This window comes from Acinetobacter sp. YH12219 (assembly GCF_013417875.1).
Lineage (GTDB): Bacteria > Pseudomonadota > Gammaproteobacteria > Pseudomonadales > Moraxellaceae > Acinetobacter > Acinetobacter amyesii.
Genome location: NZ_VPDC01000014.1, coordinates 36,235 through 61,270, shown reverse-complemented (window position 1 = coordinate 61,270; position 25,036 = coordinate 36,235). Strand labels below are relative to the sequence as shown.

The window sequence follows — 25,036 nt, the reverse complement described above, 5'->3', positions numbered from 1 at the left end:
ATATCTCGCTGATTTGACTACACTAAAGCCCTTGCCGTCCAAAGTTCGGGCTTTTTTGTTGTCTGCTAATTTCATACCTTCGCATTCTCTTGTTGTTTCAAAAATTGCTCAACAGCCTTATTAATAAGATAGTTCATTGAGCGTTTATCTTCTTTACCGTGAGTTTTAAGCTTTTCATGCAAATCGCTTTGTAAGCGCGCCTTTACGTACACAACTTTTTCTTTCATATCAACCCTTATAGATGCCCCACTTTGTGGCATTTGAATAACTATAGCCACACTTTGTGGTAATGTAAATACTTAACACAAAATATTTACCACACTTTGTGGCATTGAGGTTTTAATGAGTAATCAAGCTGATCACACCATAGTTAGATTGCGTGTACCACCTGAATTAAAAAAGCAAATAGAAGAATCGGCTGAAAATCATAATCGCTCGCAAAGTGCGGAAATGGTTGCCCGTCTAGAAGATAGTTTTGTAGCATCAGCGATTAACACCAATTCCCAAGCTGATATAAGAATTCTTCCATTGCATGATGGGAAGAAGCGTGTGATTTACGGGAAACTACTGAATACACTAGATTTAGATTACACCCAATCACTGAGTGATTTGAAGGTTGATATTGAGCTTGCACTTGAAACTTTAAGCCGTTCATCCATCTGGAAAGCTCTTCAATTTCTAACTAAAGATGTAATTGTCGCTCAAGGCAATAATCATCTAAACATCGTTGATAATGGTAAGAAAGGTTTAGGTTGGCTCGTGGTGGAAGATCATTATGTCGACACTTCAAAAAAAAGTGATGAAATCTAAGTTAAGTTAGTTTTAGTGTTAAATATAAATTAATTTGAAAAAATTAATTTATATTTGGGAAGTGAATAATGTCTGAATTTAAATGTGCACTATGTCTAACACAAATAACAGAAGAAAATAATACTAATGAACACATCATTCCTAATTCAATTGGAGGTAGGAAAAAGATTCGTAATTTTATTTGCAATGAATGTAATAACAAAACTGGGGAAAACTGGGATTCAGAGCTTGCAAAAAATTTTGCTCCATTTTGTACTATGTTTGGAATAAAAAAAGACCGAGGTGATGTTCCGCCATTAAGAGTGAAGACTATAAGCGGAATAGAGTACAAACAATTTGAAGATGGCACATTCCAGCCATTAAATCCAAGCTTGAATGTAATTGCAAAAGAAGAAAAGGGTTTCGATATCTCAATCCAAGCAAGAACTCCTGATGAAGCACAGCGAATGTTGGAGGGAGTTCAAAAAAAATATAAATTAAAAGAAGAATCAATTAAACCATTAAAGGAACAAATAGCTGTTAAAGATTTTTATCTTGATGAACCCATAGTACATAATTTTTCATTTGATGCAGAAAAATCTGGACGATCTACAATAAAATCAGCATTAGCGTTAGCTGCTTCTGGTGGTATTAATCCATTTGACTGTAACTTAGCAATTGATTTTCTAACTAATCGTGGGGAGCCCAACTTCGGATATTATGATTGTAATAACGATTTAGTGAAAAATCGTGAGTTGGGCCTGCCATTTCACTGTATATATATAAATGCGATTAAAGAAACTGGACAAATCTTAGCTTACATTGAATATTTTGGTTTTCAACGAATTGTTGCCTGTATGTCTAATAATTATTTAGGTGAGACTAACCAAATACTTTATGCAATAAATCCAATGACAGGCGAAGAAATTGATATAATCATTGAATTAAATTTCACTCCAGATCAAATTAAAAAAATTTATGACTATGAAATGTATAAACCTGAATCAGTTCGCGTATCTTTTGGGCACATAATGGATAGAGCCATAAGCTATTCTAGGGAAAGAGAATTCCATAGAGTCTTTAATAAAGCAGTTGCTTATGCAAATCAATTTCATGATATATCACTATCTCATGAACAAAACTGTCATTTAAAAGCAGAAAAAATTATTGAGAGTTTACAACCTTATATTAAGAACTTAATAAAAGCACCTTAAGGTGCTTTTATTAGATTTATTTAAATTAAGTACATTTTTTCCAATTCGATATACAAGTCATTATAGGTTGCATCTATATCAAAATATAACTGGTTAGATGTACTTATAATTGGGCGTGAAACTGTTTCAAACTGACCACCAGTTACCATCTTCTTGTATTCAATAAACGCTACTGATAAAGACTGTTTTTCAGCATCACTAAGCTCTTTCGTAATTAAAGTTATTATTGAACTTAATTTTTTAAAGTCACTAGTAAGTAAAGAGCCTATTCCTTGTGCTTCCACATCTGATCCAAGTAAAGAATAAAACTTCTTTGCATCTAATAAAATTTTATCAATCAACTTAGATGCAGATTCAACTCTTTTATTATGGATAGCATTCTTCTTTGAACTGCTATCCCTATTAGCAACAATCCACCAACCAACAATTGTTAAGGCTGAAGGTAAAAAAGGTAGAATTACATCTTTAACAATATTGACCATTTTAGTGCTTTAAAACACTCAAACGATTAACTTCATCTTCTAAATAGCCTTGTATTTCTAGCTGTAAAAGAGGATCTTTCGTAATAATTTTAACTTTATTAAAAAATTCAACTAAAGTCATTTTTGTCTCACGAATAAATCCACCAAATGCTTCTTCTAAAAATGAAGAACCATAACCTCTTACACCGTCAAAATTAATTTCTACAAGATCATGAGTCTTGACTGCTGGCAAAAGTAAATTTTTAAGAAAAACTTCGCCAGAAGTTTTTCCATCTTTGACATAACGACCTGAAGGATTTTTAGAAAAATCTTTCGCTACATTAATTCTCATAACACTTTTACTCATCTGACGTTACCAAAGCTTCATCTTGATTTTGCTTATCTAAAGGTATATGCCATACAATAACAGTTCCTTCGATAGACTCTGTATACGGAATTGCTATCCCATTAATGATATCAGTTGTCGGAAGATCAGTCACGAAACCTCTATTAATTATATATGATCCTTTATTGCTGTAAATTGCAATAGATGCTCTGTGCTCACACATAGTATTAATTTTGTTTATGATTTGATTCAGCCCTTTACCTCTATTTGGTAAGTTGGTCCTTGTATTTCCAATTTCGATTGCAGCCTTGATAGCTGCACTATCCTTATCATATTTACCTTTATTTTCTGTAATAAATCCTTTGAGTCGAGTAAACCAATCTTCTTTAACATTTGGAGCATTACGCGTCAAAGACCTAGGAATACCTATACCTAAATCACAAACACACACAGTAAGAACTCCATCTCTTTCTTGTGAAAATAACCACCATTTTTTTATACTTTTCGATTCCGTCGGAATTCTTTTTTCTTCATAAGCATGGTGGTGGCAATTCGTCAAAGCTTCCGTCAAAGATGTAAAAATATTTTTGCTCGTATCCTCAGAAAGGATTTCATCGAAATCATCAAGCATGGAATCCGCTGAATCAATTTCCGAATTGTGTCCCGAAGAATAATTCCAATACTTAACAGACTCATCAAATTCATCATCATCAAACTTAATGGACTGCTTTAATAGTTTCAATATTCCCGTCTGTTCCAATACTTGGTTCACAATTTTTTCATCAGATGGGATAATCTTAAAGGTTATATCTGGATTAATTAAAGTCAATGTCTCAAGTTCTGCTAAAAGATACAACGTGCCGTCTGAGTACATTAATTTAGTATCTTTAAAATTCAAACGTAGGCAAACATCTTTCCTAAAGTAGTATTCTCGAAATTTTTTAGTAATTTTTCTAAGTCTTTTTCTAGACTTAGGGTTCAATAAAGCAATTTGACTTGCTAATTTTAAATCAATGACAACCTTAGGCTTATCAATTTTTGAAGCTCTTCTATAATTTTCTTTCTTTCGATTTCTTAAAGAATTAAGTTTTATTCTTCGAAGCTCCCGAAATCGCTGAATTCTCTTTAGATAATCTCGTTTATTTCTTGATAAAAGCTTCATAAATTATTTTAAATATAAATTAGTTACAGGTCAAAAAGAACTCTAAATCTAGGTTCAATTTTAATTTTTGTCAACTAACATTTTTTGACTTAAATTGTTCTTACTAAATGCAATCACTTTTAATAATACTTTCTACCTAGATTCATTGAACAAACAAACTAAAAGTCGTTAAACTTCGTCTAATACACTGACTTTAAAATAATTTATGAAATTTTTACTCATTTTCGTTTTGGGGTTCACTTCTATCCAAGTTTATGCAAAAAAGTGCGCTGACTTTAGTACTCAACAGCAAGCACAGAAATGGTATGAACAAAGGAAAAAATCAGGACAAACAGGCTGGAAAAGCTTAGACCGCGACGGCGATGGCCAGGCCTGTGATTGCCTGCCGGGTGGAAATGGGAAGAAGTGCCTGAAGAAGAAAAGATAAGGTATAGATATGGTTCCAGAAGCTTTAGAAACAACAAAATTCTTTATAGAGAATCCCTCACCATTCGTAATTGTTTTATTTGTATTTATTCTAGTTGCATATAAAGGCCGAGATCTAATCTATTTCTTTTTTGAACTAAGAGATATTTCTAAAAAACGCTTAATCGATAAACTTAAAACGGAAATTGAAATCGCGGACCTTTACGATGGTAATAATGACTTAAAATCAACGCTTGCCCAATATCTTTCAGAAATACAATTACAAGCGACTATTGGTGATTCAACATGCTCTAAACAAATGGCACATTATTTACTTACTAGAGAGGAAGTTGGAATAGCAATTCAAAGATATAAATCAACAAAAAGCTTATTAACATGGGATAATCTAAAACAATTGCCAAAGTTTGATGGAAGATTCCCTGCTTGGCGGATTCATCTGAATTGGTTCGTCGGATTACTGATTTACTTATTTTTTAGTTTTCTTGCTGCATTACCATACTTTTACTACTCTTTATTAAACACAAAGCAACAAGCTTTATTATTGCAAAAAATATCCTTCGGTAATGTCACTCTTATAATTCTATACAGTCTTATTTTATTTATAGCAGGTTTCATGTTTCTTAATGAAGGAATAAAGCCATTATGGGCACGCAGGCTTTGTGAAATGAAGTCTCAAAACGAACAAGAAATTCATATTGATTATTAGTATAGCGCCTCACGGCGCTCTACTTATGCAAAATCCTGAACCAATTTCTTTATGACTGGTCGCTGGCGCTGACTTGCATTCCATAAGTCATGCTGCATCTGCAAATTCAACCAAAACTCTGGAGAAGTTTCCAAAGCCTCACTTAAACGGATAGCCATGTCTGCAGAAATACCTGTATGGCCATTTAAAATACGAGATAGATTGGCCCGCGTTACACCTAATGCAAGAGCAGCCTCAGTCACTGGGGTTTCACCAATATACTCGCGAAGCATTTCCCCTGGATGAGGTGCATTAAACATCATATTCATGATTAGTACTCCTGAGCTGAAAGCCTAGTGATAGTCCAGATAATCCACGATGTAGACATCACCATCTTCAAATTTAAAAATTACCCGCCAATTACCGTTTACAGTTAACGACCATTGATCTTGCAAATTCCCATTCAGCTTATGTAAGCGCCAATTGGGCGGTGTTCTCAAATCATTTACTGTAGATGCGGCATGTAATGCAGCAAGTATTAAACGTAATTTAGAAGAATGTGCTGCTTGAATACCTGCTGTTGTACCAGTTTGGAAGAAAGCCTGAAGACCTTTATGTTTAAAACTCTTAATCAAGCTTCAGCATCCATTCGTATAGCATATATATACAATATACACCACATTGGAAAATATGTATAGAAATCTAAAATAGAATTTATTGAACTGACCACTTTTTGTAAGCATTGGCCAGTTTCACATCATAAGAGTTTTTAGCGTATGCGACCCCGTTATAGCCACGTGCAAAGGCTTTCCAATCTTTATTTTTTAATGCATTGACCAGGCCATTCACTTGAATGTATCGACACATAGCATCAAGTTGCGAGGCTTCATCTTTATACATGGCATTTATAAATGCTTGTAGAGATGCATATCCTAAAGCCTTCCAGTGATAGCCCATGACCTGCCCAATCCCCCAACTCGCCGACTCTAAGGCTGAAGCCCGATGATATTGTGCTGCAGCATTTAAGCGACCGTGTTGAGCTGAATACAGACCATATCCACCTGTACTTTTACTGCATAGATCCGGTCGCTTGACCATCATAAGTTCCACTGTCTTTGCTTGGCCATTGGCAATCAAGCGCTGCCGCATCACATGACGCTCAAATAGAATCACTGGTGTGTTGTCAGCATTAAAGCCTGATCCTTTACATTCAACTTCTATCACAGCCCGCAATGCTGCAGTTTCAACCCCTAGCAATTTTGCTTGGGTTGCAATTTGTGCTGTTGTTAATTTTTTACTCATTTCACTTTCCTTTAGGCATAAAAAAAGCGCCTTATGACGCATACACTGACAATAAAAAACCGACCTTGTATTGGGTCGGCTTAAGCTTTGATTGCTGATACCAATTCAGGGGATTTCCATGCCAGTATCATTAATATGACGATGAGTGTTACCTTCCAGAAACCATATTTATCCATGATTGCCTCTACAAATTTAATAATCACTGTTATACTTTCAGGCATACATCCTTTTCCTCTTTTCTCGCTCTGTGGATTGGGGAAAAACAAAACCCTGATGTTTGCCTCATCGGGGTTTTCTTTGGGTATAAAAAAGCGCCTTATGGCGCACAGACAATAAAAAAATGACCTTTAAAAGAAGTCGGTTTAAGATTTGATAGCTAAGATAATTTCAGGCAATTTCCAAAATAGAATTGGAATGGAAAATAATACCAAGAAGGCAAAAATAGTTTGCCATAATCCATGTTTTTCAATAGACACTTTTATAAGCTCCACTATTGGTTTAGAATATTCGAACATAGATTGATCATGTCTCCTTTCCTTTAGGTTGATATGAAAAAAACCCCAGTGCTCTAACACTGGGGTTTTTCTTTAGGCATAAAAAAAGCACCTTTCGGTGCTTATGTAATAGAAATGGACTATCAGAGCCGATTTACATTCTCCAAATATATGTACAGACAATGATCGTAAAAATAATTGCTATAAATCGCCATGCTGACATTTTCCTTAACTCCATTAGACAGAAATTAGCCAATTTGATAACATCATCCATACGAAATGTTTCTCCTCTTACTTTTGTCGGTGGGTTGAGATTTAAAAAGCCCGTGATTGCCGTCATGGGCTTTTTGCTTTTCTAGGCCACTATATCGGCCCAAGCTCACACTTAAATGTGGAACTATTTCCTAAAATTCAGGCATAAAAAAACCACCTCAATGGGCGGTTTTTTGTATCGTTTAAAGTTAATCCATGCAGTCGATGTAAAACTGGCTTGCATACTCAGATGCGGCAGAAATTAACCCATCTTCGCTATACATAATTATTGGGTATTTGAAACTATCAACAATTATTGATTGCATAGCTTTTTTTACTGAAGGCTCATCCTTCTCACGAATTACAGAGAACATTTCCTCTGCGCTAGCACCACTTTGTCTTGCTTTAAAGGAGTTTTCCGCAAATCTAAAAACCGCAGAACATATTTTGTTTTTTAATTCTGGATCGCTCTCTACATCAGAATTGGTTGTTATTGGTTCTGGGTAGTACGCTCCTTCTTTAAGCACTTTAGTATGTTTATCTATTAAATCAGCATGAGCTATTGAGTAAGAAAATAAGGTTATAAAAACAAATAGTTTGGATTTCACACCCAACCCCAAATTTATAATTTAGAACAAGATACTAATTTTGTGGGCAAAAAGAAACCGACACTTGAAGTCTGACTTTTATTTCAGGACTTCAACAAGTGTGGCAATTGCATTCAATATTGGTGCGGTCTGCCATACAATTAAGCCCAATACCACAAAACAAGCAATTATGTATGTCCAAATCCTTAGCGTTTTGCTTTCAGAAATTTTATTCACTGCTTTATCAACCTTTAAATCTAGGTTAAGATTCATATATGTTCTGATCCTCAAGTCTGCGTTGTGGGTTGGAATCAAAAGACCTCAGTGCTCTAACACTGGGGTTTTTCTTTAGGCATAAAAAAAGCACCTTTCGGTGCGTATGTAATAAAACCAACCTCTCAGTAGCCGATTCACATTCTCGAAATAAATGTACAGACATTGATCGTGAAAAGAATTGCTATAAATCGCCATGCTGACATTTTCCTTAACTCCATTAGACAGAAATTAGCCAATTTGATAACATCATCCATACGAAATGTTTCTCCTCTTACTTTTGTCGGTGGGTTGAGATTTAAAAAGCCCGTGATTGCCGTCATGGGCTTTTTGCTTTTCTAGGCCACTATATCGGCCCAAGCTCACACTTAAATGTGGAACTATTTCCTAAAATTCAGGCATAAAAAAACCACCTCAATGGGCGGTTTTTTGTATCGTTTAAAGTTAATCCATGCAGTCGATGTAAAACTGGCTTGCATACTCAGATGCGGCAGAAATTAACCCATCTTCGCTATACATAATTATTGGGTATTTGAAACTATCAACAATTATTGATTGCATAGCTTTTTTTACTGAAGGCTCATCCTTCTCACGAATTACAGAGAACATTTCCTCTGCGCTAGCACCACTTTGTCTTGCTTTAAAGGAGTTTTCCGCAAATCTAAAAACCGCAGAACATATTTTGTTTTTTAATTCTGGATCGCTCTCTACATCAGAATTGGTTGTTATTGGTTCTGGGTAGTACGCTCCTTCTTTAAGCACTTTAGTATGTTTATCTATTAAATCAGCATGAGCTATTGAGTAAGAAAATAAGGTTATAAAAACAAATAGTTTGGATTTCACACCCAACCCCAAATTTATAATTTAGAACAAGATACTAATTTTGTGGGCAAAAAGAAACCGACACTTGAAGTCTGACTTTTATTTCAGGACTTCAACAAGTGTGGCAATTGCATTCAATATTGGTGCGGTCTGCCATACAATTAAGCCCAATACCACAAAACAAGCAATTATGTATGTCCAAATCCTTAGCGTTTTGCTTTCAGAAATTTTATTCACTGCTTTATCAACCTTTAAATCTAGGTTAAGATTCATATATGTTCTGATCCTCAAGTCTGCGTTGTGGGTTGGAATCAAAAGACCTCAGTGCTCTAACACTGGGGTTTTTCTTTAGGCATAAAAAAAGCACCTTTCGGTGCGTATGTAATAAAACCAACCTCTCAGTAGCCGATTCACATTCTCGAAATAAATGTACAGACATTGATCGTGAAAAGAATTGCTATAAATCGCCATACTGCCATATCACACAATCCATTTCATTAATGCTGTTATGGCGACTATTGCGCCTGTAAGACTACCAACCACCAGTGAAATAGACTTACCCCACGCCATAATGATGGCTACTTTTCCTGTATCTTTTTCGCTCATTTTTCCCTCTATGCTGATATCGGGTTTGGTGTTAAAATTCACTAATGTTCTCACTTATTTCTTGTCAATTTGTGGGAAACAAAAAAGCCCATGACTGCGAATCACGGGCTTTTTACTTTTTAAAATTTTTGATTATTTTCTAAGATCATTTCTCGCATCTTTCAGCTCTTTCACAACTTCAACAATAGTTTTACCTTCTTGCTTATTGATGAAGTTAAAGGTCCAACGCACAATAGCCCAACCGGGTAAACCACAAATAAAGAAGAAACCGCCTAAGGCAATCATTCCCCAAATATCAGTTACCCATTCATGTAAGCCCCATTTCACGATAATGAATGCACCACCAGTCAGACTCGAAACGACAGTACAGATTAAGCCAACAGCCCATTCCTGTGGTGAACGCGGTAGACGCATCATAATGACGACTGTTGCAACCAAGCAGATGGCCAATGTAACTGCAACTGCAGCACCATAAAATTTTAAAAAAGCTGCGAAACCACTTGTAGAGACAGGCTCCATTAAATTCCCCTAATTTATAGGCAAAAAAAAGCACCCTTTAGGATGCTGTTGATTAAATTTCAAGTTGATAGATCGGCAGATCGGGCGCTTTGGATTCGATACGACTGCCGACAATTTTGACTTTATCTCCTGTGCTCAAGTTGCTATCTGAAACAGCGCGTATTGAGCCACCGCCGATCAGACCTACTGAATATTGGCCATTGCCATAAACTGCGGTGACTTCCCCTAAATTCATCGGCTGACTAGGCAGCACATCATCTATGAATTGCTTCCAAATATTTTTCATGCAATATAGCGCTCCACCGTAAATGTTTGCCTGATTTTAAGGCCGGCATCGCTGCTCCAGCTGGCTGAAATTGATGTGCCGTAGCTATGGCCATTCCACGTGCCTAAATCCCTGTCCTGCATACTAATAATTTGGCTCGGAAGAATAACTCCGATATTCGGATGCAGCGGAATTGTGTCCTGGTATATCCGCTTCTTGCCGTATTTTGAAAGCTCTGCTCTGGCCATGGTTCGCGCAGGCTGTTCTGAGTTGATAAAAGGCGTGACCGCTGTCGGCGCCATTTTGTCGCCTGCTGTGCCTTCGCGCTTAACAATAGCTTGAATGCCCTGGTGTTCAGCAGCCACGGTTACAGCGTTATAGTTTGGCTTAAAGTCTTTCTCCCGCGTGCGCTGCAACACCAAATTGAATGGAATGGATACGTCAGGCGTAAGCCCTGCCCATTCCCATGGAGCATAGGCATAGCGCGGCTGGATCAGCAGCTTACGGTCTTTCATGTGAGATGAAACAAACCCGCCCGCACCTTCAGCAATTTCCTGAATAGCTTTAATTGGTGTCAATTCAGCATAGGACCAAGCATTTGCCGGCACATTCCAGCCCAGCTCATCTACCAATGACCACTGAAGACTAAACGGTGAATCTAAAGTAATTCGCTGCAATTCTGCCTGCGCTAATTGCACAGATGATGCGGCAATTGTTTGATTGTAGCTGCGGGTTCCTGCTTCCTCTGCTAGCATCGCAGTCACCGAACGCCCCTTGATTTGAATATCCGTGCTGGCAAATTGCTGATTACTAGTATTAGATTCAATTAAGAAGCGCCAGATAAAGCCATTCAAACCCAGTTCAACTTCAATGTATTCATCATCAGTATTTACTTTTAATTCTTCAGTAAACGGTAATGATGCACTGAAGCTCCAACACCAAGAATCACGGTCGATTGATAGATTTAGGCTTTTCACTTCAATCGACGCACCATCACTGACACGCTTTAGATATCCCTCATTCATAATGAAATAAACCTTTTTATTATCCAGTTGCTCAGGTTGACCAGGTTTGCATCGTTCATGCGTGAAATTCAGAACAACATTCAGCGGATCAACGGCAGCTTTCTTGCAGCAAAAATGCAGTTCTGAGCTACCCGCATAATCCGAGTTTAGCTCGGGTGCCGGCGGCTCAACCCAGGCGCCAGTTTTGGGACTTACTGTCTGCTGATAGCGCAGACGTTCTATGACTTGCAGCCAAACAGATGCATTAAACCCAAATCCGCATGTAATGCCTTTTTGAATTGCCTGCTGCCACCAGCTCAAATTAGACCGACTTTTTGCTACGTTGTAGTCATAGCGATCAGCAGCAACCAATGTATGCGCATCGGTTTCCTGCCAAATCTGCTTACTTGAATTTCTGCGCAACATATTGCTTTGATAAGCATCACCGCTGGTTACTTGAGCAGCACCCGTTTGCTCACATTTAAAATTTATCTGATCTTTAAACTGAGCCACGTTCTGATAGACATCGCCGCCAGCTGCATCTAGTTTTTGAGCAAGCTGATGATTTAAGCCAAACTGATCTTTATAAAAATTTGATGCTTGATGCGCTGCATATGTTAAGCCTGCAACAGGATTGGTAAATTGATAATCAGTGCTGATACCTGCAGTTGTATATCGCAAAACATTGAAATCATAGTCAGCAGTAAAACTGAGCAATGGTGCTGCTATCTCTGCATAAAATTCAGATACAGATGACAGCGTATATTTCGCATCAACACTTAAAACTGGCGCAGACACCTCTGCAGCAAGTACTGCATTCGCTGGTGGAATCGCTGTACTCTCAGCCGTTATTTCAAAAACTGGCTGAGGAATATTTACTGATATGTGTACCAGCGCATTGCCCGTCTGAAAAATATCTGCTGTGATACTCAGTAAAGGCGATGGAATACTGACTGCAAAAAAAGCGGTCACATCTTTTGATATGCCGCTTTCTCCAAACTTTAAAACTAAATTATGTGAATCTTTTTGCTCTAACTTTTTACTAAAGCCTAAAACTAGATTATGGGCGTTTTTTTCATCCACATGCTTACACCTCTTTAAGCTGTGCCTGACTCACAATCACTTGGCCGCCAGCGAACACTTCACCATTCACATTCTGGATACGAAATACTGCAGTTGATTCCGAGCCACCTGCATTACAGTCAGCAACCCACAAACCAGCAGCATCCGTTAGCCGGCACCAAGTTACCGTACCATCCAGAAGCGCCATACCAGAAAATGGTGCAGCAATCGTAAGTATTCCATCTGTAACGCCCGATGCGCTTGGCTTTGGTAAAGTTAGTTCACACAACAGCTGTTGTGAATGTGTTGTACCAGCTGGTGGCTGAGCTCCGCCATATAATTTGATTTTTCCGCCGGCGCTGCCAGCGTCGAGTGCACGTGTAAAAGCTTGCAAGCGATCTGACTTAACCGCATTACTAAAAGAAATACTCATTTTGCCACCACTGCATCTTCAATGACTGCGTTGTATTCGCGGGTTGGATCAAAGGCCACAACAAAGCATTCAAGCCCAACCGCAATGTTTCTAATGTGATAATCGCCATTAGCTTTTGACTTGGTTTCCCAGAGCAGTTCACGCGTGCTTTTCTTGAAAACGCAGACCTGTGCGTTCGGGAAGAGTCTTGTACTATCAGCATCATCTTCTGTCGTAATGCCTTTTATTTGTCCTAGTCCGTGATTAGAGTTGGAAACTAAAATTAAAGGACGAATCAGGCGGCGAATCAAATAGCCTTTTTCTTCCATTTTTTCAGCACTTGGGGTGTATCCACCCAAAAAAATACGCATCAATTTAATAGCCAACTTTAATCTCCTCAATTGGAAATCCTAAAAATGTTGTGCTGCTTTTACTGGAATCTCTGGCGTTATAGATGATAATTTGATTATTAAAATCTATATCTGTCATGACGAGAGGGAGTGTTGTCTTTGAAATCGCCGGTGTTTTGGAATCACCGCTAAACATGCATTCATATACACCATAACACCCGCCCAGATACTGCCCGGTTGCCGCTTCAAACACATCAAGAGGCTTTGCAGTTGTGGTATCAAAATTATCGATATTTGAACTAAGCACGGAAGCATTGGATGCGGGGGTAAATTGTGGCCCCGGTGTTTGTGTCGCAACACTTGAACCATAAAAACGAACTAGTATATTACCAACCGATGCATGACCATAACCGCTGGAACCGCTCAAGTTGCCGTAGGAAACCCCACTTGAAGATGAAGTGCCTGACCGATTATTTTTAGCAAGAAGCACTGGATAATCAAGAGCCTCGTACTCATGACAGTGAGCAGCAAAAATACCGTACACATTTAGCGGATACGTTTCACCAGAGCACATAAGTAATGCTATGTGATACAAGCTTCCAACAACCATCGCTTTGCCGAAAAGTGATAAACCTTGAGCGTATGTGTAATTATTGTATGTCGAACCTGCAGCATCTCCATCCCATCGAGGGAGGTTGGCAATATTAGGGGTAGCAACCGCCGCTGTGCTTTGTAATGCAAGTGGATCATTAATAAATCCTGTTTCAGCATCAAAAGTTTTACCGACACAAACAGCAATCGCATTTCTGTGTGCAGCATTATTCTGAAAACAGAAACGCACATAGCGCACAGTGTCATCAAGCTGCCGCATCGCATATATTTGAATATTATCTAACTCATAAACAAGCTCCCAGCCCAGCGGTGCAACTTTTGTTGTAAAACCACCGGCAATCCCAGTTAATGCACCAGGAACAGTCAATGTGACTGTATTAGACGTCACACTATCAATATAGAACTCGCCAACTAATCCAGGGGTATTGATTGATAAAACGCGATCAGCAGCATAGCCATGGTTAACACCATAATCTAGAGTCACTTGGTCGCCGACAACCGAAACACTTGACACTACTTTGCCGTTATATCCTTGCGCCAACATCTTTTTAAATGCTGTAGGAAATTTATTTTTAGATCCAGCGCAGAAATCTAAATCAGCATCAGAGAAATCAAACATCTTGGTTTGAGTTTGCTTAATCATTTCTTTCTCACAAAAAAATGACCGCAGAAGCGGTCTTATGAAATTTTCTAAACTCGGTCAACACCGCAGCGCACTTGCAGTTGAAATGAATCATCTATAACGGTTGATTGCCCTTGCTTCACTGTTCGTGCAGCCCAGATAGGATAATTCGCTGCGGCGGTGTTAAAGCGCAGAACATTGCCAGCACTCCATCCAGCACCAAATCCCAATGCCTTAATTTTGAAATATGGACTGCCATCAATTGGATTTGGCGGCGCTGTATCTGCAGAAGTATTGCCCGTTCCTATTTGACCCAAATTTTTACCCACGATTCGGAACTCTGTAGCTGACGTAAAAATTAAAGCCCAGTTTTCTTCATTGGCAGACTTGTTTGAGACTTCAATTGGATAAAGCACCTCATTGTATTGCGCATTGATTGCACTGCCTTCACGCTCATCACTCCACGTATTCGACCAAGATGCTTGACTGAATACGGTATGTGCTCGCGCTTGCATATCCCCGACAATCATTGCGGAAGACACAAAGGTCTGCCCAGCGCTGTATGCATGAGAGATTGGGATATTCAGCGTTAGCTCACCGTTGATCTGAACATCAAGGCACATTCCTGCATCTTCAATGCGATGCTCTGCAACAATAGGCAGCTGATATGCTGATGCATCGAAAGTGCCAAGGAACGTTACATCACCCAAATCAGGATCACTTTGATACATATTCTGATCCACGGGCAGCCCCGTGCTGTCATACAATTTAATGTATGACAAACGTGTGCGCCCAACATTGAAAGTTGCTAGCGCCACAGCTGAATCAACATTGATCCGCTGGGTATTGTGAATCACAGCAATGTCACCTCGGCGGAAAATCGGTACACGCCCATCACTTGGCAGACGCACTGGATCAAGACCCAGTAGATCAGCATTCAGTGGCAAATAGCTGAATGCCACTGCGCTAAAGCGGATCGTCTCAGGCAGCACAAACACTGGCGTATTAATGTACGTTACGCCATTTTCCGTAAACTCCATGCCCACGTCATACCACGGCTGAGCTTCTATTTCTGGACGGTTGGCAGAAGTAATCTGAACTTTGTTGCGAAATACAAACTGGCCAACCGCCTGATCGAAATTGAAATATCCTTCGCAGTCTGTAGTATCTACATAGCCATCCGCATCGGGCATTACATTGATTTGCCCACCTTCTACCTTGGTTGCAGTCAATGTCAGTGACTGCGGACGCAGCGGCAACATCGGTGCACGGAATGAAACCTGATTCGTCGTACTCGGTTCAATCTGCGTGACCAAGCTTTCAAGCGCTGGGCTGTTTGCAGCGCCCGCATCCCATCCAGTTAATTCAATATTGCCGTTGCCGTAGTGGATTTGACCTGCAATCGTACCCGAACCTGTTGTCACGGATGGATTGCGGTAAATTGATCCCATGCGGTCAATGTATGTAGAGCCTCCCAGGGTGAAACGCACAGATCCAGAAAGAATCTGCTCAGCAAAACCTTCAGTTAAATCAAGCTTAAGCGTAGACATAACAATTTCATCAGTAAGCGATTGCGCGGCTGATGTATCGCGATATGAAACAGCAATTGAAATCGCAGTCACAACATTACTTAAATTCAGTGAATGCTCTTTCTTGATTGTGATTGTCTGGCGCACCACGTCTTTACGCGGTGCAATGTCGTAACTAACCTGTGAGCTCAGCATATTTTTTTGACGAACTTCGGCCTCAAGCTCATAGCTGTACGAATCAACACTGGATGACGGCGCAATGCTGAATGTGCGGGTTGCATAATTCACATTGCCTTGCTGTATACCAGACGCTGTAACCAATCGACCTGTTGTCGCATTAATCGGCTTGTCATATAAATCGACTTCACCGCTGTATTTTCCATCTTCTGAGCGCACCGGTACGCGCACACGAATCGATTTTGGAATCAGTGCCTGACTGCCATTTTCAAGCACAAAATTAACAGCACCATTGCTCGGTACCACGGAAACTGTTTCTGCAAGCTTATCGCCCTTTTGAGCAGATAAATTCAGCGTAGTGCCGCCATTAGGCAATAATGCCGGCATCATTTTCGCAATGCCGTCAGCGTAGTTAATTATGCCTGTTGCATCGCCTGTAAAGTTACCAACACCATCATCGACAGCAGACTTTTCTACACCATTCAGCAGCCAATTCACGGTTAAAGTACCCGGTACAAAATCAGTGCCAGAATCAAACTCGATGTAGGCCTTTTTAATCGACAAACTTGCACGCTCAAATACTGAAACCTTATTCCCCCATGTCAGCAGGATTGCAGTATTGGCATCTGGCAAAGCACCCGTAGTCATCACCATTGCGCCAGTTTCATAATTAATGGTTCCTGAACCATAGGCTGAATCTGCACCACGTAATTGCCCTGCACCATTATCACGTAAAGTGTAAACCTTGCCTTGGGCCACGTAGGATGCTTGTAATGATGCGGGTGCTGGCAAAGGCAGAATATTGCGAAGCCAGTTATAACCACGGTTTTCAGCGGTCACATAAATCAATGCTGATTCTTGTGGAAAGCTCGGTGAAGCAGCAGGCGTAAAACTTAAATTCAGTGTGGTTGCACCAGTTCCCGCATTAGCATTCCAGCTGATCAAACCATTTTGATAATCGATTGTTCCAACGACGGTGCCAGCACTATTTTTTAGCTCGCCACCAACATCCGTAATTGCACTACCAAATAACGTAAATGACACGCTTTTAGGCAATACAGCAGAACCCAAATAAAAGCCCTGTGAACTACTGACCGTAATCGAATATTGTTTGGTTAATGGTGTGCCACGTCCAGCAACCAAAGAATTCAATTGCCCTGCTGCATCAATTTCTGAAAGCGGTGTTTCAGTTTGCGCGCTCGGCACCAGCTGAGAATAAATAGAATCAACTTGAATCTTGGTTGATCCCAGCTGAATATCCTGCACCAGTTTTTTAATGCCGTAGTAGTTTGTAGCATCTGCAACACGAGTATCACGTACAAAAGCAATCGGTGTGTTACCGTTGAGAAATTGCTGTACTGTCTGGCCTTCAAAATCATTGCGTAATGCATCTGAAATACCGCACGTTACAATACGGCGCTTCACGACGCGGCCGCTGATTTCAAACTCACGCACCTCATTGGCCACAATCTCAGTTACACGTACAAATTGAACTTTTTCAGTAGCCTTATTTTCATTAGCAATCAAAACAACGGTTTTGCCCTGCGCTGGAATGTTCTGACTGTTTTCGTTCAGGGAAATTTGGAAAGAACGCTGGCCTTGCAATTGAAGTTCAAGTAAATGACCTTCCCACTTCACATCACGCGCCAAATATTGTTCAACTTGATTCTGCGCATTTGTACGGCGATCAAACCAATTCTTAGTGGTAAACAAATTCACTGAAACATTCGGATCGGCAGGCATGCGCGAAATAATCACATGCACACCGAATGCTGTCGGTGTCATTGGGGTTTTAATCGCTGGGAAAAACTTACGTAGTCCAACACGCCCATACAAGCGATCCATTTCATCGACATCTGGAAATAGGTTATTAGACTGCCCGTCAATAATTTCATTGGCCGTCATTTGCCCACCGCCGTCCGGTGTGTCTAGCAGCACTTGTGACTTCATTAACTTAATATCGCCGCTTTTAATCTCAGCCATCAGTCAACCTCAATAAAATTTAAATTACAGAACCACAGCTCATCATCGCTATTTGTGCCTACAAAGCCTTTCACTGGTTCAGACTTGAGCGGCTGTGAAGTTTTAAACATCACTGTGAAACTTCGGCTGCCGCCGCGCTCAAAGGTCAAGCGAAAACGCTGGCCTTTTAAGTTTGCCCACTCATGCAATGTCTTTACGATACCGCGCTTAGCCCAACCAGTTTTGTCATCTGGACGCTCCAGCGTGATTGGGCGACCCGCCAGTTTTTCGCTTTGTTCAACAATGAGTGCGCCGGCAATGGTGTATTCACTGTCATTCGATGCCACCTTGGACCAACTGAATTCGTCTACCCAAAGCAGCTCATCACTCAGCTCAATAGCTTCGCCTTCCGGCACATATCCAGCGCCAGTCAATTTCTGCAGTTTCATGCTTTTCCTTGAATGTAAAAAAACCCACCAATCGGTGGGCCCTTAAGATCGTTTTTTCATTTCAGCCAAGGCGTCCAGCAGGTTCTGTTCGCTGCCAGCCATGACTTGCACTGGCTTGGTTCCGCTATCTGTACGCAGATCCACTTGAACCGTACCGAATGATGTTGCTTCCAGCGGTTCGGTATTAATGTCTACAGGCTCCACAGATGGTGCCATCGCGGACACTGCAGGATTGACAGTAAGCTGTGAAAAGTTGCCGCCTCCTTTGCCATTAACCAGCGCCATCCGCGCTTTGGTAGCCTCATTGATCTTGGCGCGTTCAGCTTTGAATTCTTCCCAGAAGTCTTGGCCAGCAAGACCGTCTGAAACCCCTGTTGGGTTACTTGGCGTTTCAGCTCTAGAAACCTGACTCATAGTGCGCTGAGTTGCAATTGCAGCTTGCTGAATCTCACCGAGTTTAGAAACAGTGGCTTTTCCAGTTGCATCGAGTTGGACCTCCAGGCCAAGGCTTGCGGCCTTTGCTTGAGCTATAGCAATTTTGGCTTTATCACCAGTAGCAATGGTTGCATCCAGCATTAACTTGTATGCCTGCTGAATACCATCTGCTGCTGCCTGACCACTTTTACTCACCACATCAAAATTACGTTGAGCACTTGTTGCAGCATCGTTTAATTGCTCTTTAGTTTGTATCCCAAGTGCACTAAAAGCTGCTTGAACTGGATTTAATGCTACCGGCAATTGTTTGGCTTTTTGCTCAATCTTAGTTAAGCCAAGAGCGACCTGCTCGCCAGTAATTAAGCCTTGTTTTTCAAGTTCAATCAGTTTGCTTTTCGCATAATCCAATTCAGCGCGTGTTTGAGCCGTATCAATTGCTTTATTAAGGTTTGCAGATAATGCAAGACCAGTATCGATACCCTTTGCCTTATAAGCATCAAGATTGTTAAGCACAACCTGCACATCATTACTGGCCGATTGAAATGCAAGTGAAAACTTACCTTGCAGTTGCTCTGTGCTAAGCCCCGTGCGCTCTAATGAGGCCTTCATTACAGCTTCAGTTAATGCGGCTGTTTTTTCTGCTTCCTTAGATGTTCCAGCAAATGCAGCCTTGGCATTTGTTTCGAATACCAAGAGATCTTTACCGTCTAAGGCCTGGCTTAAGCTGAGTTGTAATTCCTCACTTGTAATTTTGCCTTGTTCTTGTAGAAGAATTAGTGCAGTTACTGAATCATTAATCCCTTTAGTTGAATCAAATTTCATAGCATTGGATATTTTCTCCAAAGCCTCTTTGGTTGGTTCACCTTTTTTGATTAACTCATCAAACTGCGCAATTAATTTTTTACATTCTTCTGTTAGTTGATAGGTTTTGTCTCGTGCTTTTTCAGCTGCAGCTGCCTGCTCCTCTTTAATTTCAGCTGAGACTTTTGCTCTTGCTGTTTCTAAAGCAATTTGATTTTCAAGATCTTCAAACGCCTTACCATACCCTTTAAGCTTAGCAAAACCCTCTCCGAGTGCAGTACCAATTGGAACCGCGACTGCACCCACTAACACACCCACAGCAGTAATCGCCACACCTAAAGCACCCAGCCGACTAATTAAAGTCATAACTGAACCACCAGTAGCGGCCATCGATGTGCTTGCAGCCGCTGAATTGGTGGCAAGCTGGGTTTTGGCTGCAGCTGCACCTCGCGTGGCTGCTGCATTCGCAATTTGAGCTTGTGTATTTGCAACCACCACCGTTGTTTCTTGTGCAATTGCAGTAGAAGCTGCTCTCACACCTGCTGCTTTATCAAGGAACACGCTTGCAATATTTAATGCTTTATAAGCAATGAAAGCTTGTCCGGCTAAAGTTAATGTTGAAACAATGGTATCTAGGTTTTCAGCAACATATTTGATTGCATTAACAACCTTCTCACTTGCACCGGTAGCCGCATCCGCCTCACCAATATATACAGTCCATGCTGTTTTAAGGTTTTCAATTGAAGCCCCTATTGTTGCTGGAAACTTTGCATACTCAGTGTTGATTACTTCGGCCTGACTTAGAAGGGCTTTTGTCACAACATCTGTTGTGAGCTTTCCTTCGCCTGCTAGTTCACGAAGCTTACCAGTTGTTACACCTAAACCATCTGCTAAAGCCTGCGCTAAACGTGGTGACTGCTCCATTATGGAGTTAAATTCATCACCACGTAGAACACCAGAACCTAAGGCCTGATTTAACTGTGTAATAGCTGCTTCATTAGATGCCGCCGATCCACCACCCACTTGAATTGCTTTATTAATAGTTTCGGTAAGAGCCAAAGCCTGCTCTTGAGGCCATTTTATTTCCTGACCAATCTTGGTTAGTCGAGAATACAAGTCACCTGTAGCAGTTAAATTTGAATTAGTCGCAATTGCTACGTTTTTTACATCATCCATGGCTTTTTGTAGATTGCCATGTTCACCAATTGCGATATTAATACGTCCAGATAAATTCTTATACTCATCCGCAGTCTGAGCAATTTCCATTGCAGAAGTGCCAATACCAAGAGCGGCAAGCGCACCGGTTAAAGCAGTGAAACCAGTTTTTAAACCCTGTATTTCATTTGATGCTTGCTGAGTAAATGATTCTGTTTGTTGTAATTCCTTATTTGTTTCTCCAAGCTCTCGATCAAGCTTATTAACTTGTTGAGCTGCCTCTTGTGATTGCGTTCCAAGCTCACCAACCTCCTTTGCGGCGCTACCAGTATCAGCAACCATGTTGGCTGAGCCGGTTCTAATTGCATCAAGCGCACCTCTAGCAGCCTTTTCCGACTGGTTCATGTTGGTAATAAATGTCTTGGTATCAGCATCCATCACTAATTTAAAAGTTAGATTTTTTCCAGACATGGCGAACCTCAAATTTCTAGCAATAAAAAACCCACTCAATGGTGGGTATGTATCAAATATACAAAAAGCACCTTAGGGTGCTTTTTTATTATTGCAATATTGTGCAATTTTTCTTCTCTCTTTCAGCCATTTCCAATTGCTTTTGATAGTCTGTTAATAGTGATGCTGCTTGAAACTCATATTCTTTACCCTTCATAAACTCCAGATAAGCATTAATATTTGTTGACATGGCATCCATATATAATAAGCGTGTAGACTCAACACACCCCTGATACTTTTTTGAAGAAATACCTCTTTTAATTTCCTGCATTTTTGCCACTGGTTGCGATAAAGCAATTCTACTTGTAGCACCTGCTACTGTTGCTGCATCCGCCCACTCAAGAATAATTTTATTTAACTCTTGTGCTTGCTGTGGAGTAACCTCCACTGTTTTTTCCATCTTGGCATCAACAATCTTATTAATAGTTTCTTCTTTAATTGGGGAGCCACCATATTGCTCATTTAGTTCCGCAGCTTTTTCCTTCTCGAGCTTCTGTTGGTGTGCAATCTCAGCTTGCTTTAGTCGCTCTACATCTGCCTTATTGCTCTGATTAACGAAGTAAAACAACCCACCAACAATTAATACAGCAGCTACAATCAAAACCTTAATATTCACAATCAAACCCTCAACGCGAAGTCTTAATACTTGTCACTTTGCCATTCTCAATAGTAATCGTGTAGGTCTTACCATCGCTGTTGTATGACACTTCGCGCACCGGTGTTTCTTTGCCATTCACATTTTTAGTGAAGTCGTATGTAGAAGATGGCTGACCAAGTTTTCCAACGATCTGCCCGTAAGTATCACCCACACGAACACGCTCACCATTAATGCCAGCGTTGGTTAAATTTGCATTGGCAAATGAAAATGCAGTCATCAATGTTGCAGCAACAAGTAGTTTTTTCACTATATCCCCCAGTGTTTTAAGTATTTACTGGATATTAGCGTGATCAATTACACATAACAATGCTTAATCTTCACTCGGTTTCAGCTCATCTGTTAGTTTTGCATAAGCTTTATCTTTCGCATGCTGTGCTGCACGCATTAGATGTGTATTTGTTAAGAGGTTTTGTGATCGTTGCTTTTGAGCTGCTTTTAGATAGTTGGTGAAAGCACCGTAGCTCATTTGCATTATGTCTGCGGAGTGATGACCAGACTCAATAAGCAGTTGGAAACTATCAAACCAATTGGCCTGATCCGCATTTTTACTCTGTGACTTTCGCCTAGATTTGCGTTTTGACTCTTTTTCACTAAAGAATGCATCATTCACTTTAATCATTGCGCCAACAAGCTGAATCAATAATGATTCTGACGCCTCAGCCATCGAAATAAGCGCTGTTTCATCTAGGTGTGTGGATTTACTCAGCAATGTAAAAACGTGGCTTGTGTGCGCCTTCAGAAGCTCGCCATTAATTTCATCTGAATGACCTTTTAAATAACCTTTAACGGCTTGCGCTGCCAGGCCCCATTCGTCAAAGTTATGCATGCACAGTTGGCGAATATTAATATCGCCAATCGTAATGCTTCGATTATTTACTAAAAAAAACTCATTCATTATCACCGCCCTTGTGTTTTTTATACTCAAGATAAGCTTTAAAAAACTGCGGTGATTGCCAAGCAAGAATGCAAACTATCACAGCCAATAACAAAAATACTAATCGCCATATCGAAATATCTGCTGTCATTTTCAACAACCCATTTAAGTTTGTGATAAAATCATTCATACAAGTTTTTTTCTAATCCTTATTAAAGTATTGGAAATAAAAAAAGCCCAGCGATTGCAGTCGCTGGGCTTTTGCTTTTTATGGGCACAAAAAAAGACGCTAATGCGCCGTGGAGTTCTTTGTGCCTGTATGGGCTAGACAGCTGCCGGAATTGTCACAACATGGCCATATAGACCAAGTGTTGCATCCGCTCCCTTCGTCACATCAGATAAGGCTTGACCCGAAATTTCATATTGGCCAAGGTCTTCATGAATCAATGGGAAGGTGGTTTCTGGTGATTTTTTGGTACGCCATAAGCGAACAGCCATATTGTCACCGGTTGCGGTGTTAATCCCTTTAAAGAACAATTCATATTCTTTGTTGAAATCACTAGCAATGGTGGTATGACTTACTGCACCAGTGGTATAAGTGGCCGTGATCGGTTCAGCAATCGCCTCTTTAAAGATGACGGTACCAAACACAGCATCAAGCTCATATTTCGATTCATCAATAGCTGTTGAACCTGCAGTAAATGCAACAGCAGATAAACTGTAACCATTGAGCTTAATTTCTTCACCGACTTTCACGGTACCAAGTGCTTGATCTGTCACCGTATCGCTTGCAACTTCTGACTTCATACCAGAAAGGATGTACTGAAGGTTGGCATCATCCACTTCTTCAAGTTGCCCCGAGAAGTTAACACCTGTGGTCTTGGTTAGCACAAAGTCTGTTGTACGCTGACCGGATGTGCTTTCTGTGTGCTCAACCTGATCAGTTGTGATTTCAAGTTCAAATTCAGGCACGTTACCGATATGACGCATAGCACCTGCGACACCATTGGCAATTTCTGACAAATAGAATTTGCCCTGCAGTGAGATATAATTTTTAGCCATCGGTTTTCACCTCTTCTTTTTTGGCTTGAGTTGCTTTGGCCTGGGTAGGCTTTTTATCCAATTCAATCACACCACGCTGAAGTAGATCCTGAATTTGAGATTCGTTTAAACCACCAACGATATCCCCTGAATTAAAACGCCCGACTGGTTGCCGGGCTTTATATTGTTTTGCCATGAATGGCTCCTATACAAACATTTTTGATTCAAACACCAAGGTGATATATACACACGTTGGTGAATAATCTTCTTCGATCGCGACCATACTTAATGGACGATTACTGGATGCAGGCTTCCAACCGGATAAAAGCTTTAATACTTTCATCGTTAACTTGCCTACACGATCTAATACGGCCGAGCCATCTTTTTGCTGTGAAGCGGCATGACGTTCGCAAATTGTGACTTCCCATTGCTGCCCTAAACTCATCATTGCAGATCGCCCAACATCATCTGACTTTCGGACGCGTCGGTAATATATTTGAGCATTCGGGGTGACCTGTGACAGCTCTGTTACTTTTGCAGAATTAGCCGGTGTATAGATCTCCTTGAAATCAGGAATTTCTTTTAGCTTTTCTTCAATTTCACTTCGCACAGCAAAGAAATTATCTTCATCCGTCATTTGTTAAATGCTCCACAATTAAATCCATCACTTGCAATTCATCGCTTTCGGTTAGGCCTAGGAATGGTCTACGCGGCATATTCACCTTGTAGGCCTTACTCATGCTTTCCTGCATAAAATTGGAACGCGCTTTACGTACAAACTTATTGCCAACCAGGCCGGTGCGTTGATTTTGTCGAAAGTAGGTGCGACGCATACGCGCTTCATAGTAGATTTCGCCACCGAAGTGATGAATAGCGCCATATTCCACGTCAGTTCCAATTTCAACACCACCACCTAGTACATTATGAGTAATAGAATTCATAAGCCTTGATGTATCACGCAAAGTGGTACCACCTTTACGGGCAACCCGACCTGATAAACGCCACTTACCTTCCAAGCCCTCACCATTGGTCCACCGGTTGCGAATATTGCTCACAACCGAATGACCAATAGCATCAAAGAGCTTTGGTTTGCTTTGATCGAAATTTGATAAACGTTCCAAAGCCTGCATAACGGCAGACTCACCATCTGCCTCAATGGTAATTGCTACGCCTGACATAT

Annotated in this window: 32 protein-coding genes; 4 read left to right on the top strand and 28 right to left on the bottom strand. The window is 40.4% G+C overall.

Annotation, left to right across the window (positions count from 1 at the left end; genetic code table 11):
• Positions 1-71: 71 nt before the first annotated feature.
• Positions 72-227 carry a hypothetical protein gene (locus tag FTV04_RS10590; protein WP_180089487.1) on the bottom strand — a complete coding sequence of 52 codons (156 nt, stop codon included), beginning with the start codon at positions 225-227 and terminating at the stop codon, positions 72-74.
• 115 nt (positions 228-342) lie between these two features.
• Between FTV04_RS10590 and FTV04_RS10585 the strand changes: the two genes are divergently transcribed.
• Both FTV04_RS10585 and FTV04_RS10580 read left to right on the top strand, forming a co-directional pair.
• Complete coding sequence (locus FTV04_RS10585) at positions 343-810, top strand: Arc family DNA-binding protein (RefSeq protein ID WP_180089485.1); 468 nt, start codon at positions 343-345, stop codon at positions 808-810.
• A 68-nt stretch (positions 811-878) separates the two neighbouring features.
• Complete coding sequence (locus FTV04_RS10580; protein WP_180089483.1) at positions 879-2,003, top strand: HNH endonuclease; 1,125 nt, start codon at positions 879-881, stop codon at positions 2,001-2,003.
• Positions 2,004-2,023: 20 nt separating this feature from the next.
• Here FTV04_RS10580 and FTV04_RS10575 read toward each other — a convergent pair whose 3' ends face one another.
• The 3 genes from FTV04_RS10575 to FTV04_RS10565 are packed head-to-tail and all read right to left on the bottom strand — an operon-like array spanning position 2,024 to position 3,972.
• Entirely contained in the window at positions 2,024-2,485 is a 462-nt protein-coding gene (locus FTV04_RS10575) for a hypothetical protein (RefSeq protein ID WP_180089482.1), read from the bottom strand.
• A 1-nt stretch (position 2,486) separates the two neighbouring features.
• Positions 2,487-2,831 carry an STAS-like domain-containing protein gene (locus FTV04_RS10570; RefSeq protein ID WP_180089480.1) on the bottom strand — a complete coding sequence of 115 codons (345 nt, stop codon included), beginning with the start codon at positions 2,829-2,831 and terminating at the stop codon, positions 2,487-2,489.
• Positions 2,824-3,972 carry a hypothetical protein gene (locus FTV04_RS10565; protein ID WP_180089478.1) on the bottom strand — a complete coding sequence of 383 codons (1,149 nt, stop codon included), beginning with the start codon at positions 3,970-3,972 and terminating at the stop codon, positions 2,824-2,826. The genes FTV04_RS10570 and FTV04_RS10565 overlap by 8 nt, the downstream gene beginning before the upstream one ends.
• Positions 3,973-4,177: 205 nt before the next feature.
• Between FTV04_RS10565 and FTV04_RS10560 the strand changes: the two genes are divergently transcribed.
• Both FTV04_RS10560 and FTV04_RS10555 read left to right on the top strand, forming a co-directional pair.
• Entirely contained in the window at positions 4,178-4,399 is a 222-nt protein-coding gene (locus FTV04_RS10560) for an excalibur calcium-binding domain-containing protein (protein WP_180089476.1), read from the top strand.
• A gap of 9 nt (positions 4,400-4,408) precedes the next feature.
• A complete protein-coding gene (locus tag FTV04_RS10555; RefSeq protein WP_180089474.1) occupies positions 4,409-5,104 on the top strand; it encodes a hypothetical protein in 696 nt (231 codons plus the stop codon).
• Positions 5,105-5,127: 23 nt separating this feature from the next.
• Here the strand turns inward: FTV04_RS10555 and FTV04_RS10550 are convergent, their stop codons facing one another.
• From FTV04_RS10550 to FTV04_RS10435, 24 genes are all read right to left on the bottom strand, one after another.
• Positions 5,128-5,412: a HigA family addiction module antitoxin gene (locus FTV04_RS10550; RefSeq protein WP_078193389.1), complete on the bottom strand. Its 285-nt coding sequence runs from the start codon at positions 5,410-5,412 to the stop codon at positions 5,128-5,130.
• Between the two features lie 24 nt (positions 5,413-5,436).
• Positions 5,437-5,718, bottom strand: coding sequence for a type II toxin-antitoxin system RelE/ParE family toxin (locus FTV04_RS10545; protein WP_180089472.1), 282 nt, complete (start codon positions 5,716-5,718; stop codon positions 5,437-5,439).
• A 79-nt stretch (positions 5,719-5,797) separates the two neighbouring features.
• Positions 5,798-6,385, bottom strand: a complete 588-nt coding sequence (locus tag FTV04_RS10540; RefSeq protein ID WP_180089470.1) for an N-acetylmuramidase family protein — start codon at positions 6,383-6,385, stop codon at positions 5,798-5,800.
• Between the two features lie 955 nt (positions 6,386-7,340).
• Entirely contained in the window at positions 7,341-7,739 is a 399-nt protein-coding gene (locus FTV04_RS10535) for a hypothetical protein (protein WP_180089468.1), read from the bottom strand.
• A gap of 78 nt (positions 7,740-7,817) precedes the next feature.
• Complete coding sequence (locus FTV04_RS10530; RefSeq protein ID WP_180089466.1) at positions 7,818-7,991, bottom strand: hypothetical protein; 174 nt, start codon at positions 7,989-7,991, stop codon at positions 7,818-7,820.
• A 444-nt stretch (positions 7,992-8,435) separates the two neighbouring features.
• Entirely contained in the window at positions 8,436-8,834 is a 399-nt protein-coding gene (locus FTV04_RS10525; RefSeq protein WP_180089468.1) for a hypothetical protein, read from the bottom strand.
• 78 nt (positions 8,835-8,912) lie between these two features.
• Positions 8,913-9,086: a hypothetical protein gene (locus tag FTV04_RS10520; protein ID WP_180089466.1), complete on the bottom strand. Its 174-nt coding sequence runs from the start codon at positions 9,084-9,086 to the stop codon at positions 8,913-8,915.
• A 207-nt stretch (positions 9,087-9,293) separates the two neighbouring features.
• Positions 9,294-9,461, bottom strand: a complete 168-nt coding sequence (locus tag FTV04_RS10515) for a hypothetical protein (protein ID WP_180089386.1) — start codon at positions 9,459-9,461, stop codon at positions 9,294-9,296.
• Positions 9,462-9,551: 90 nt separating this feature from the next.
• A complete protein-coding gene (locus FTV04_RS10510; protein ID WP_180089464.1) occupies positions 9,552-9,938 on the bottom strand; it encodes a hypothetical protein in 387 nt (128 codons plus the stop codon).
• A 52-nt stretch (positions 9,939-9,990) separates the two neighbouring features.
• Complete coding sequence (locus FTV04_RS10505) at positions 9,991-10,224, bottom strand: hypothetical protein (RefSeq protein ID WP_180089462.1); 234 nt, start codon at positions 10,222-10,224, stop codon at positions 9,991-9,993.
• The gene (locus tag FTV04_RS10500) at positions 10,221-12,290 is read right to left on the bottom strand and encodes a hypothetical protein (protein WP_180089460.1); all 2,070 of its coding nucleotides are present in this window, start codon (positions 12,288-12,290) and stop codon (positions 10,221-10,223) included. The genes FTV04_RS10505 and FTV04_RS10500 overlap by 4 nt, the downstream gene beginning before the upstream one ends.
• A gap of 4 nt (positions 12,291-12,294) precedes the next feature.
• The gene (locus FTV04_RS10495) at positions 12,295-12,702 is read right to left on the bottom strand and encodes a hypothetical protein (RefSeq protein ID WP_180089458.1); all 408 of its coding nucleotides are present in this window, start codon (positions 12,700-12,702) and stop codon (positions 12,295-12,297) included.
• On the bottom strand, positions 12,699-13,067 hold the full coding sequence (locus FTV04_RS10490; RefSeq protein ID WP_180089456.1) for a carboxypeptidase regulatory-like domain-containing protein: 369 nt from the start codon (positions 13,065-13,067) through the stop codon (positions 12,699-12,701). Before FTV04_RS10490 ends, FTV04_RS10495 begins: the two co-directional genes overlap by 4 nt.
• Complete coding sequence (locus tag FTV04_RS10485; RefSeq protein ID WP_180089454.1) at positions 13,057-14,286, bottom strand: hypothetical protein; 1,230 nt, start codon at positions 14,284-14,286, stop codon at positions 13,057-13,059. The genes FTV04_RS10490 and FTV04_RS10485 overlap by 11 nt, the downstream gene beginning before the upstream one ends.
• Before the next feature lie 47 nt (positions 14,287-14,333).
• The gene (locus FTV04_RS10480; RefSeq protein ID WP_180089452.1) at positions 14,334-17,954 is read right to left on the bottom strand and encodes a hypothetical protein; all 3,621 of its coding nucleotides are present in this window, start codon (positions 17,952-17,954) and stop codon (positions 14,334-14,336) included.
• The gene (locus FTV04_RS10475) at positions 17,954-18,382 is read right to left on the bottom strand and encodes a hypothetical protein (protein ID WP_180089450.1); all 429 of its coding nucleotides are present in this window, start codon (positions 18,380-18,382) and stop codon (positions 17,954-17,956) included. The genes FTV04_RS10480 and FTV04_RS10475 overlap by 1 nt, the downstream gene beginning before the upstream one ends.
• 42 nt (positions 18,383-18,424) lie before the next feature.
• On the bottom strand, positions 18,425-21,244 hold the full coding sequence (locus FTV04_RS16840; RefSeq protein ID WP_257221026.1) for a tape measure protein: 2,820 nt from the start codon (positions 21,242-21,244) through the stop codon (positions 18,425-18,427).
• An 88-nt stretch (positions 21,245-21,332) separates the two neighbouring features.
• A complete protein-coding gene (locus FTV04_RS10465) occupies positions 21,333-21,899 on the bottom strand; it encodes a hypothetical protein (RefSeq protein ID WP_180010452.1) in 567 nt (188 codons plus the stop codon).
• Between the two features lie 10 nt (positions 21,900-21,909).
• Positions 21,910-22,188, bottom strand: a complete 279-nt coding sequence (locus FTV04_RS10460; RefSeq protein WP_180010453.1) for a hypothetical protein — start codon at positions 22,186-22,188, stop codon at positions 21,910-21,912.
• Positions 22,189-22,251: 63 nt separating this feature from the next.
• A complete protein-coding gene (locus FTV04_RS10455; protein WP_180089448.1) occupies positions 22,252-22,836 on the bottom strand; it encodes a hypothetical protein in 585 nt (194 codons plus the stop codon).
• Positions 22,837-23,139: 303 nt separating this feature from the next.
• A complete protein-coding gene (locus FTV04_RS10450; protein ID WP_180089446.1) occupies positions 23,140-23,877 on the bottom strand; it encodes a hypothetical protein in 738 nt (245 codons plus the stop codon).
• On the bottom strand, positions 23,870-24,052 hold the full coding sequence (locus FTV04_RS10445; RefSeq protein WP_180089444.1) for a hypothetical protein: 183 nt from the start codon (positions 24,050-24,052) through the stop codon (positions 23,870-23,872). The genes FTV04_RS10450 and FTV04_RS10445 overlap by 8 nt, the downstream gene beginning before the upstream one ends.
• 9 nt (positions 24,053-24,061) lie before the next feature.
• A complete protein-coding gene (locus FTV04_RS10440) occupies positions 24,062-24,493 on the bottom strand; it encodes a hypothetical protein (RefSeq protein ID WP_180089442.1) in 432 nt (143 codons plus the stop codon).
• A complete protein-coding gene (locus tag FTV04_RS10435; RefSeq protein ID WP_180089440.1) occupies positions 24,483-25,034 on the bottom strand; it encodes a phage virion morphogenesis protein in 552 nt (183 codons plus the stop codon). Before FTV04_RS10435 ends, FTV04_RS10440 begins: the two co-directional genes overlap by 11 nt.
• Positions 25,035-25,036 lie beyond the last annotated feature (2 nt).

Bases quoted from the DNA above. Each gene is read 5' to 3' on its own strand.
- FTV04_RS10590 (WP_180089487.1), bottom strand. From the start codon at position 227: ATGAAAGAAAAAGTTGTGTACGTAAAGGCGCGCTTACAAAGCGATTTG.
- FTV04_RS10520 (WP_180089466.1), bottom strand. From the start codon at position 9,086: ATGAATCTTAACCTAGATTTAAAGGTTGATAAAGCAGTGAATAAAATT.
- FTV04_RS10440 (WP_180089442.1), bottom strand. From the start codon at position 24,493: ATGACGGATGAAGATAATTTCTTTGCTGTGCGAAGTGAAATTGAAGAA.
- FTV04_RS10585 (WP_180089485.1), top strand. From the start codon at position 343: ATGAGTAATCAAGCTGATCACACCATAGTTAGATTGCGTGTACCACCT.
- FTV04_RS10510 (WP_180089464.1), bottom strand. From the start codon at position 9,938: ATGGAGCCTGTCTCTACAAGTGGTTTCGCAGCTTTTTTAAAATTTTAT.
- FTV04_RS10445 (WP_180089444.1), bottom strand. From the start codon at position 24,052: ATGGCAAAACAATATAAAGCCCGGCAACCAGTCGGGCGTTTTAATTCA.
- FTV04_RS10450 (WP_180089446.1), bottom strand. From the start codon at position 23,877: ATGGCTAAAAATTATATCTCACTGCAGGGCAAATTCTATTTGTCAGAA.
- FTV04_RS10435 (WP_180089440.1), bottom strand. From the start codon at position 25,034: ATGTCAGGCGTAGCAATTACCATTGAGGCAGATGGTGAGTCTGCCGTT.
- FTV04_RS10485 (WP_180089454.1), bottom strand. From the start codon at position 14,286: ATGATTAAGCAAACTCAAACCAAGATGTTTGATTTCTCTGATGCTGAT.
- FTV04_RS10455 (WP_180089448.1), bottom strand. From the start codon at position 22,836: ATGAATGAGTTTTTTTTAGTAAATAATCGAAGCATTACGATTGGCGAT.
- FTV04_RS10575 (WP_180089482.1), bottom strand. From the start codon at position 2,485: ATGGTCAATATTGTTAAAGATGTAATTCTACCTTTTTTACCTTCAGCC.
- FTV04_RS10530 (WP_180089466.1), bottom strand. From the start codon at position 7,991: ATGAATCTTAACCTAGATTTAAAGGTTGATAAAGCAGTGAATAAAATT.
- FTV04_RS10570 (WP_180089480.1), bottom strand. From the start codon at position 2,831: ATGAGTAAAAGTGTTATGAGAATTAATGTAGCGAAAGATTTTTCTAAA.
- FTV04_RS10480 (WP_180089452.1), bottom strand. From the start codon at position 17,954: ATGGCTGAGATTAAAAGCGGCGATATTAAGTTAATGAAGTCACAAGTG.
- FTV04_RS10475 (WP_180089450.1), bottom strand. From the start codon at position 18,382: ATGAAACTGCAGAAATTGACTGGCGCTGGATATGTGCCGGAAGGCGAA.
- FTV04_RS10560 (WP_180089476.1), top strand. From the start codon at position 4,178: ATGAAATTTTTACTCATTTTCGTTTTGGGGTTCACTTCTATCCAAGTT.
- FTV04_RS10550 (WP_078193389.1), bottom strand. From the start codon at position 5,412: ATGAATATGATGTTTAATGCACCTCATCCAGGGGAAATGCTTCGCGAG.
- FTV04_RS10495 (WP_180089458.1), bottom strand. From the start codon at position 12,702: ATGAGTATTTCTTTTAGTAATGCGGTTAAGTCAGATCGCTTGCAAGCT.
- FTV04_RS10565 (WP_180089478.1), bottom strand. From the start codon at position 3,972: ATGAAGCTTTTATCAAGAAATAAACGAGATTATCTAAAGAGAATTCAG.
- FTV04_RS10505 (WP_180089462.1), bottom strand. From the start codon at position 10,224: ATGAAAAATATTTGGAAGCAATTCATAGATGATGTGCTGCCTAGTCAG.
- FTV04_RS10580 (WP_180089483.1), top strand. From the start codon at position 879: ATGTCTGAATTTAAATGTGCACTATGTCTAACACAAATAACAGAAGAA.
- FTV04_RS10555 (WP_180089474.1), top strand. From the start codon at position 4,409: ATGGTTCCAGAAGCTTTAGAAACAACAAAATTCTTTATAGAGAATCCC.
- FTV04_RS16840 (WP_257221026.1), bottom strand. From the start codon at position 21,244: ATGTCTGGAAAAAATCTAACTTTTAAATTAGTGATGGATGCTGATACC.
- FTV04_RS10540 (WP_180089470.1), bottom strand. From the start codon at position 6,385: ATGAGTAAAAAATTAACAACAGCACAAATTGCAACCCAAGCAAAATTG.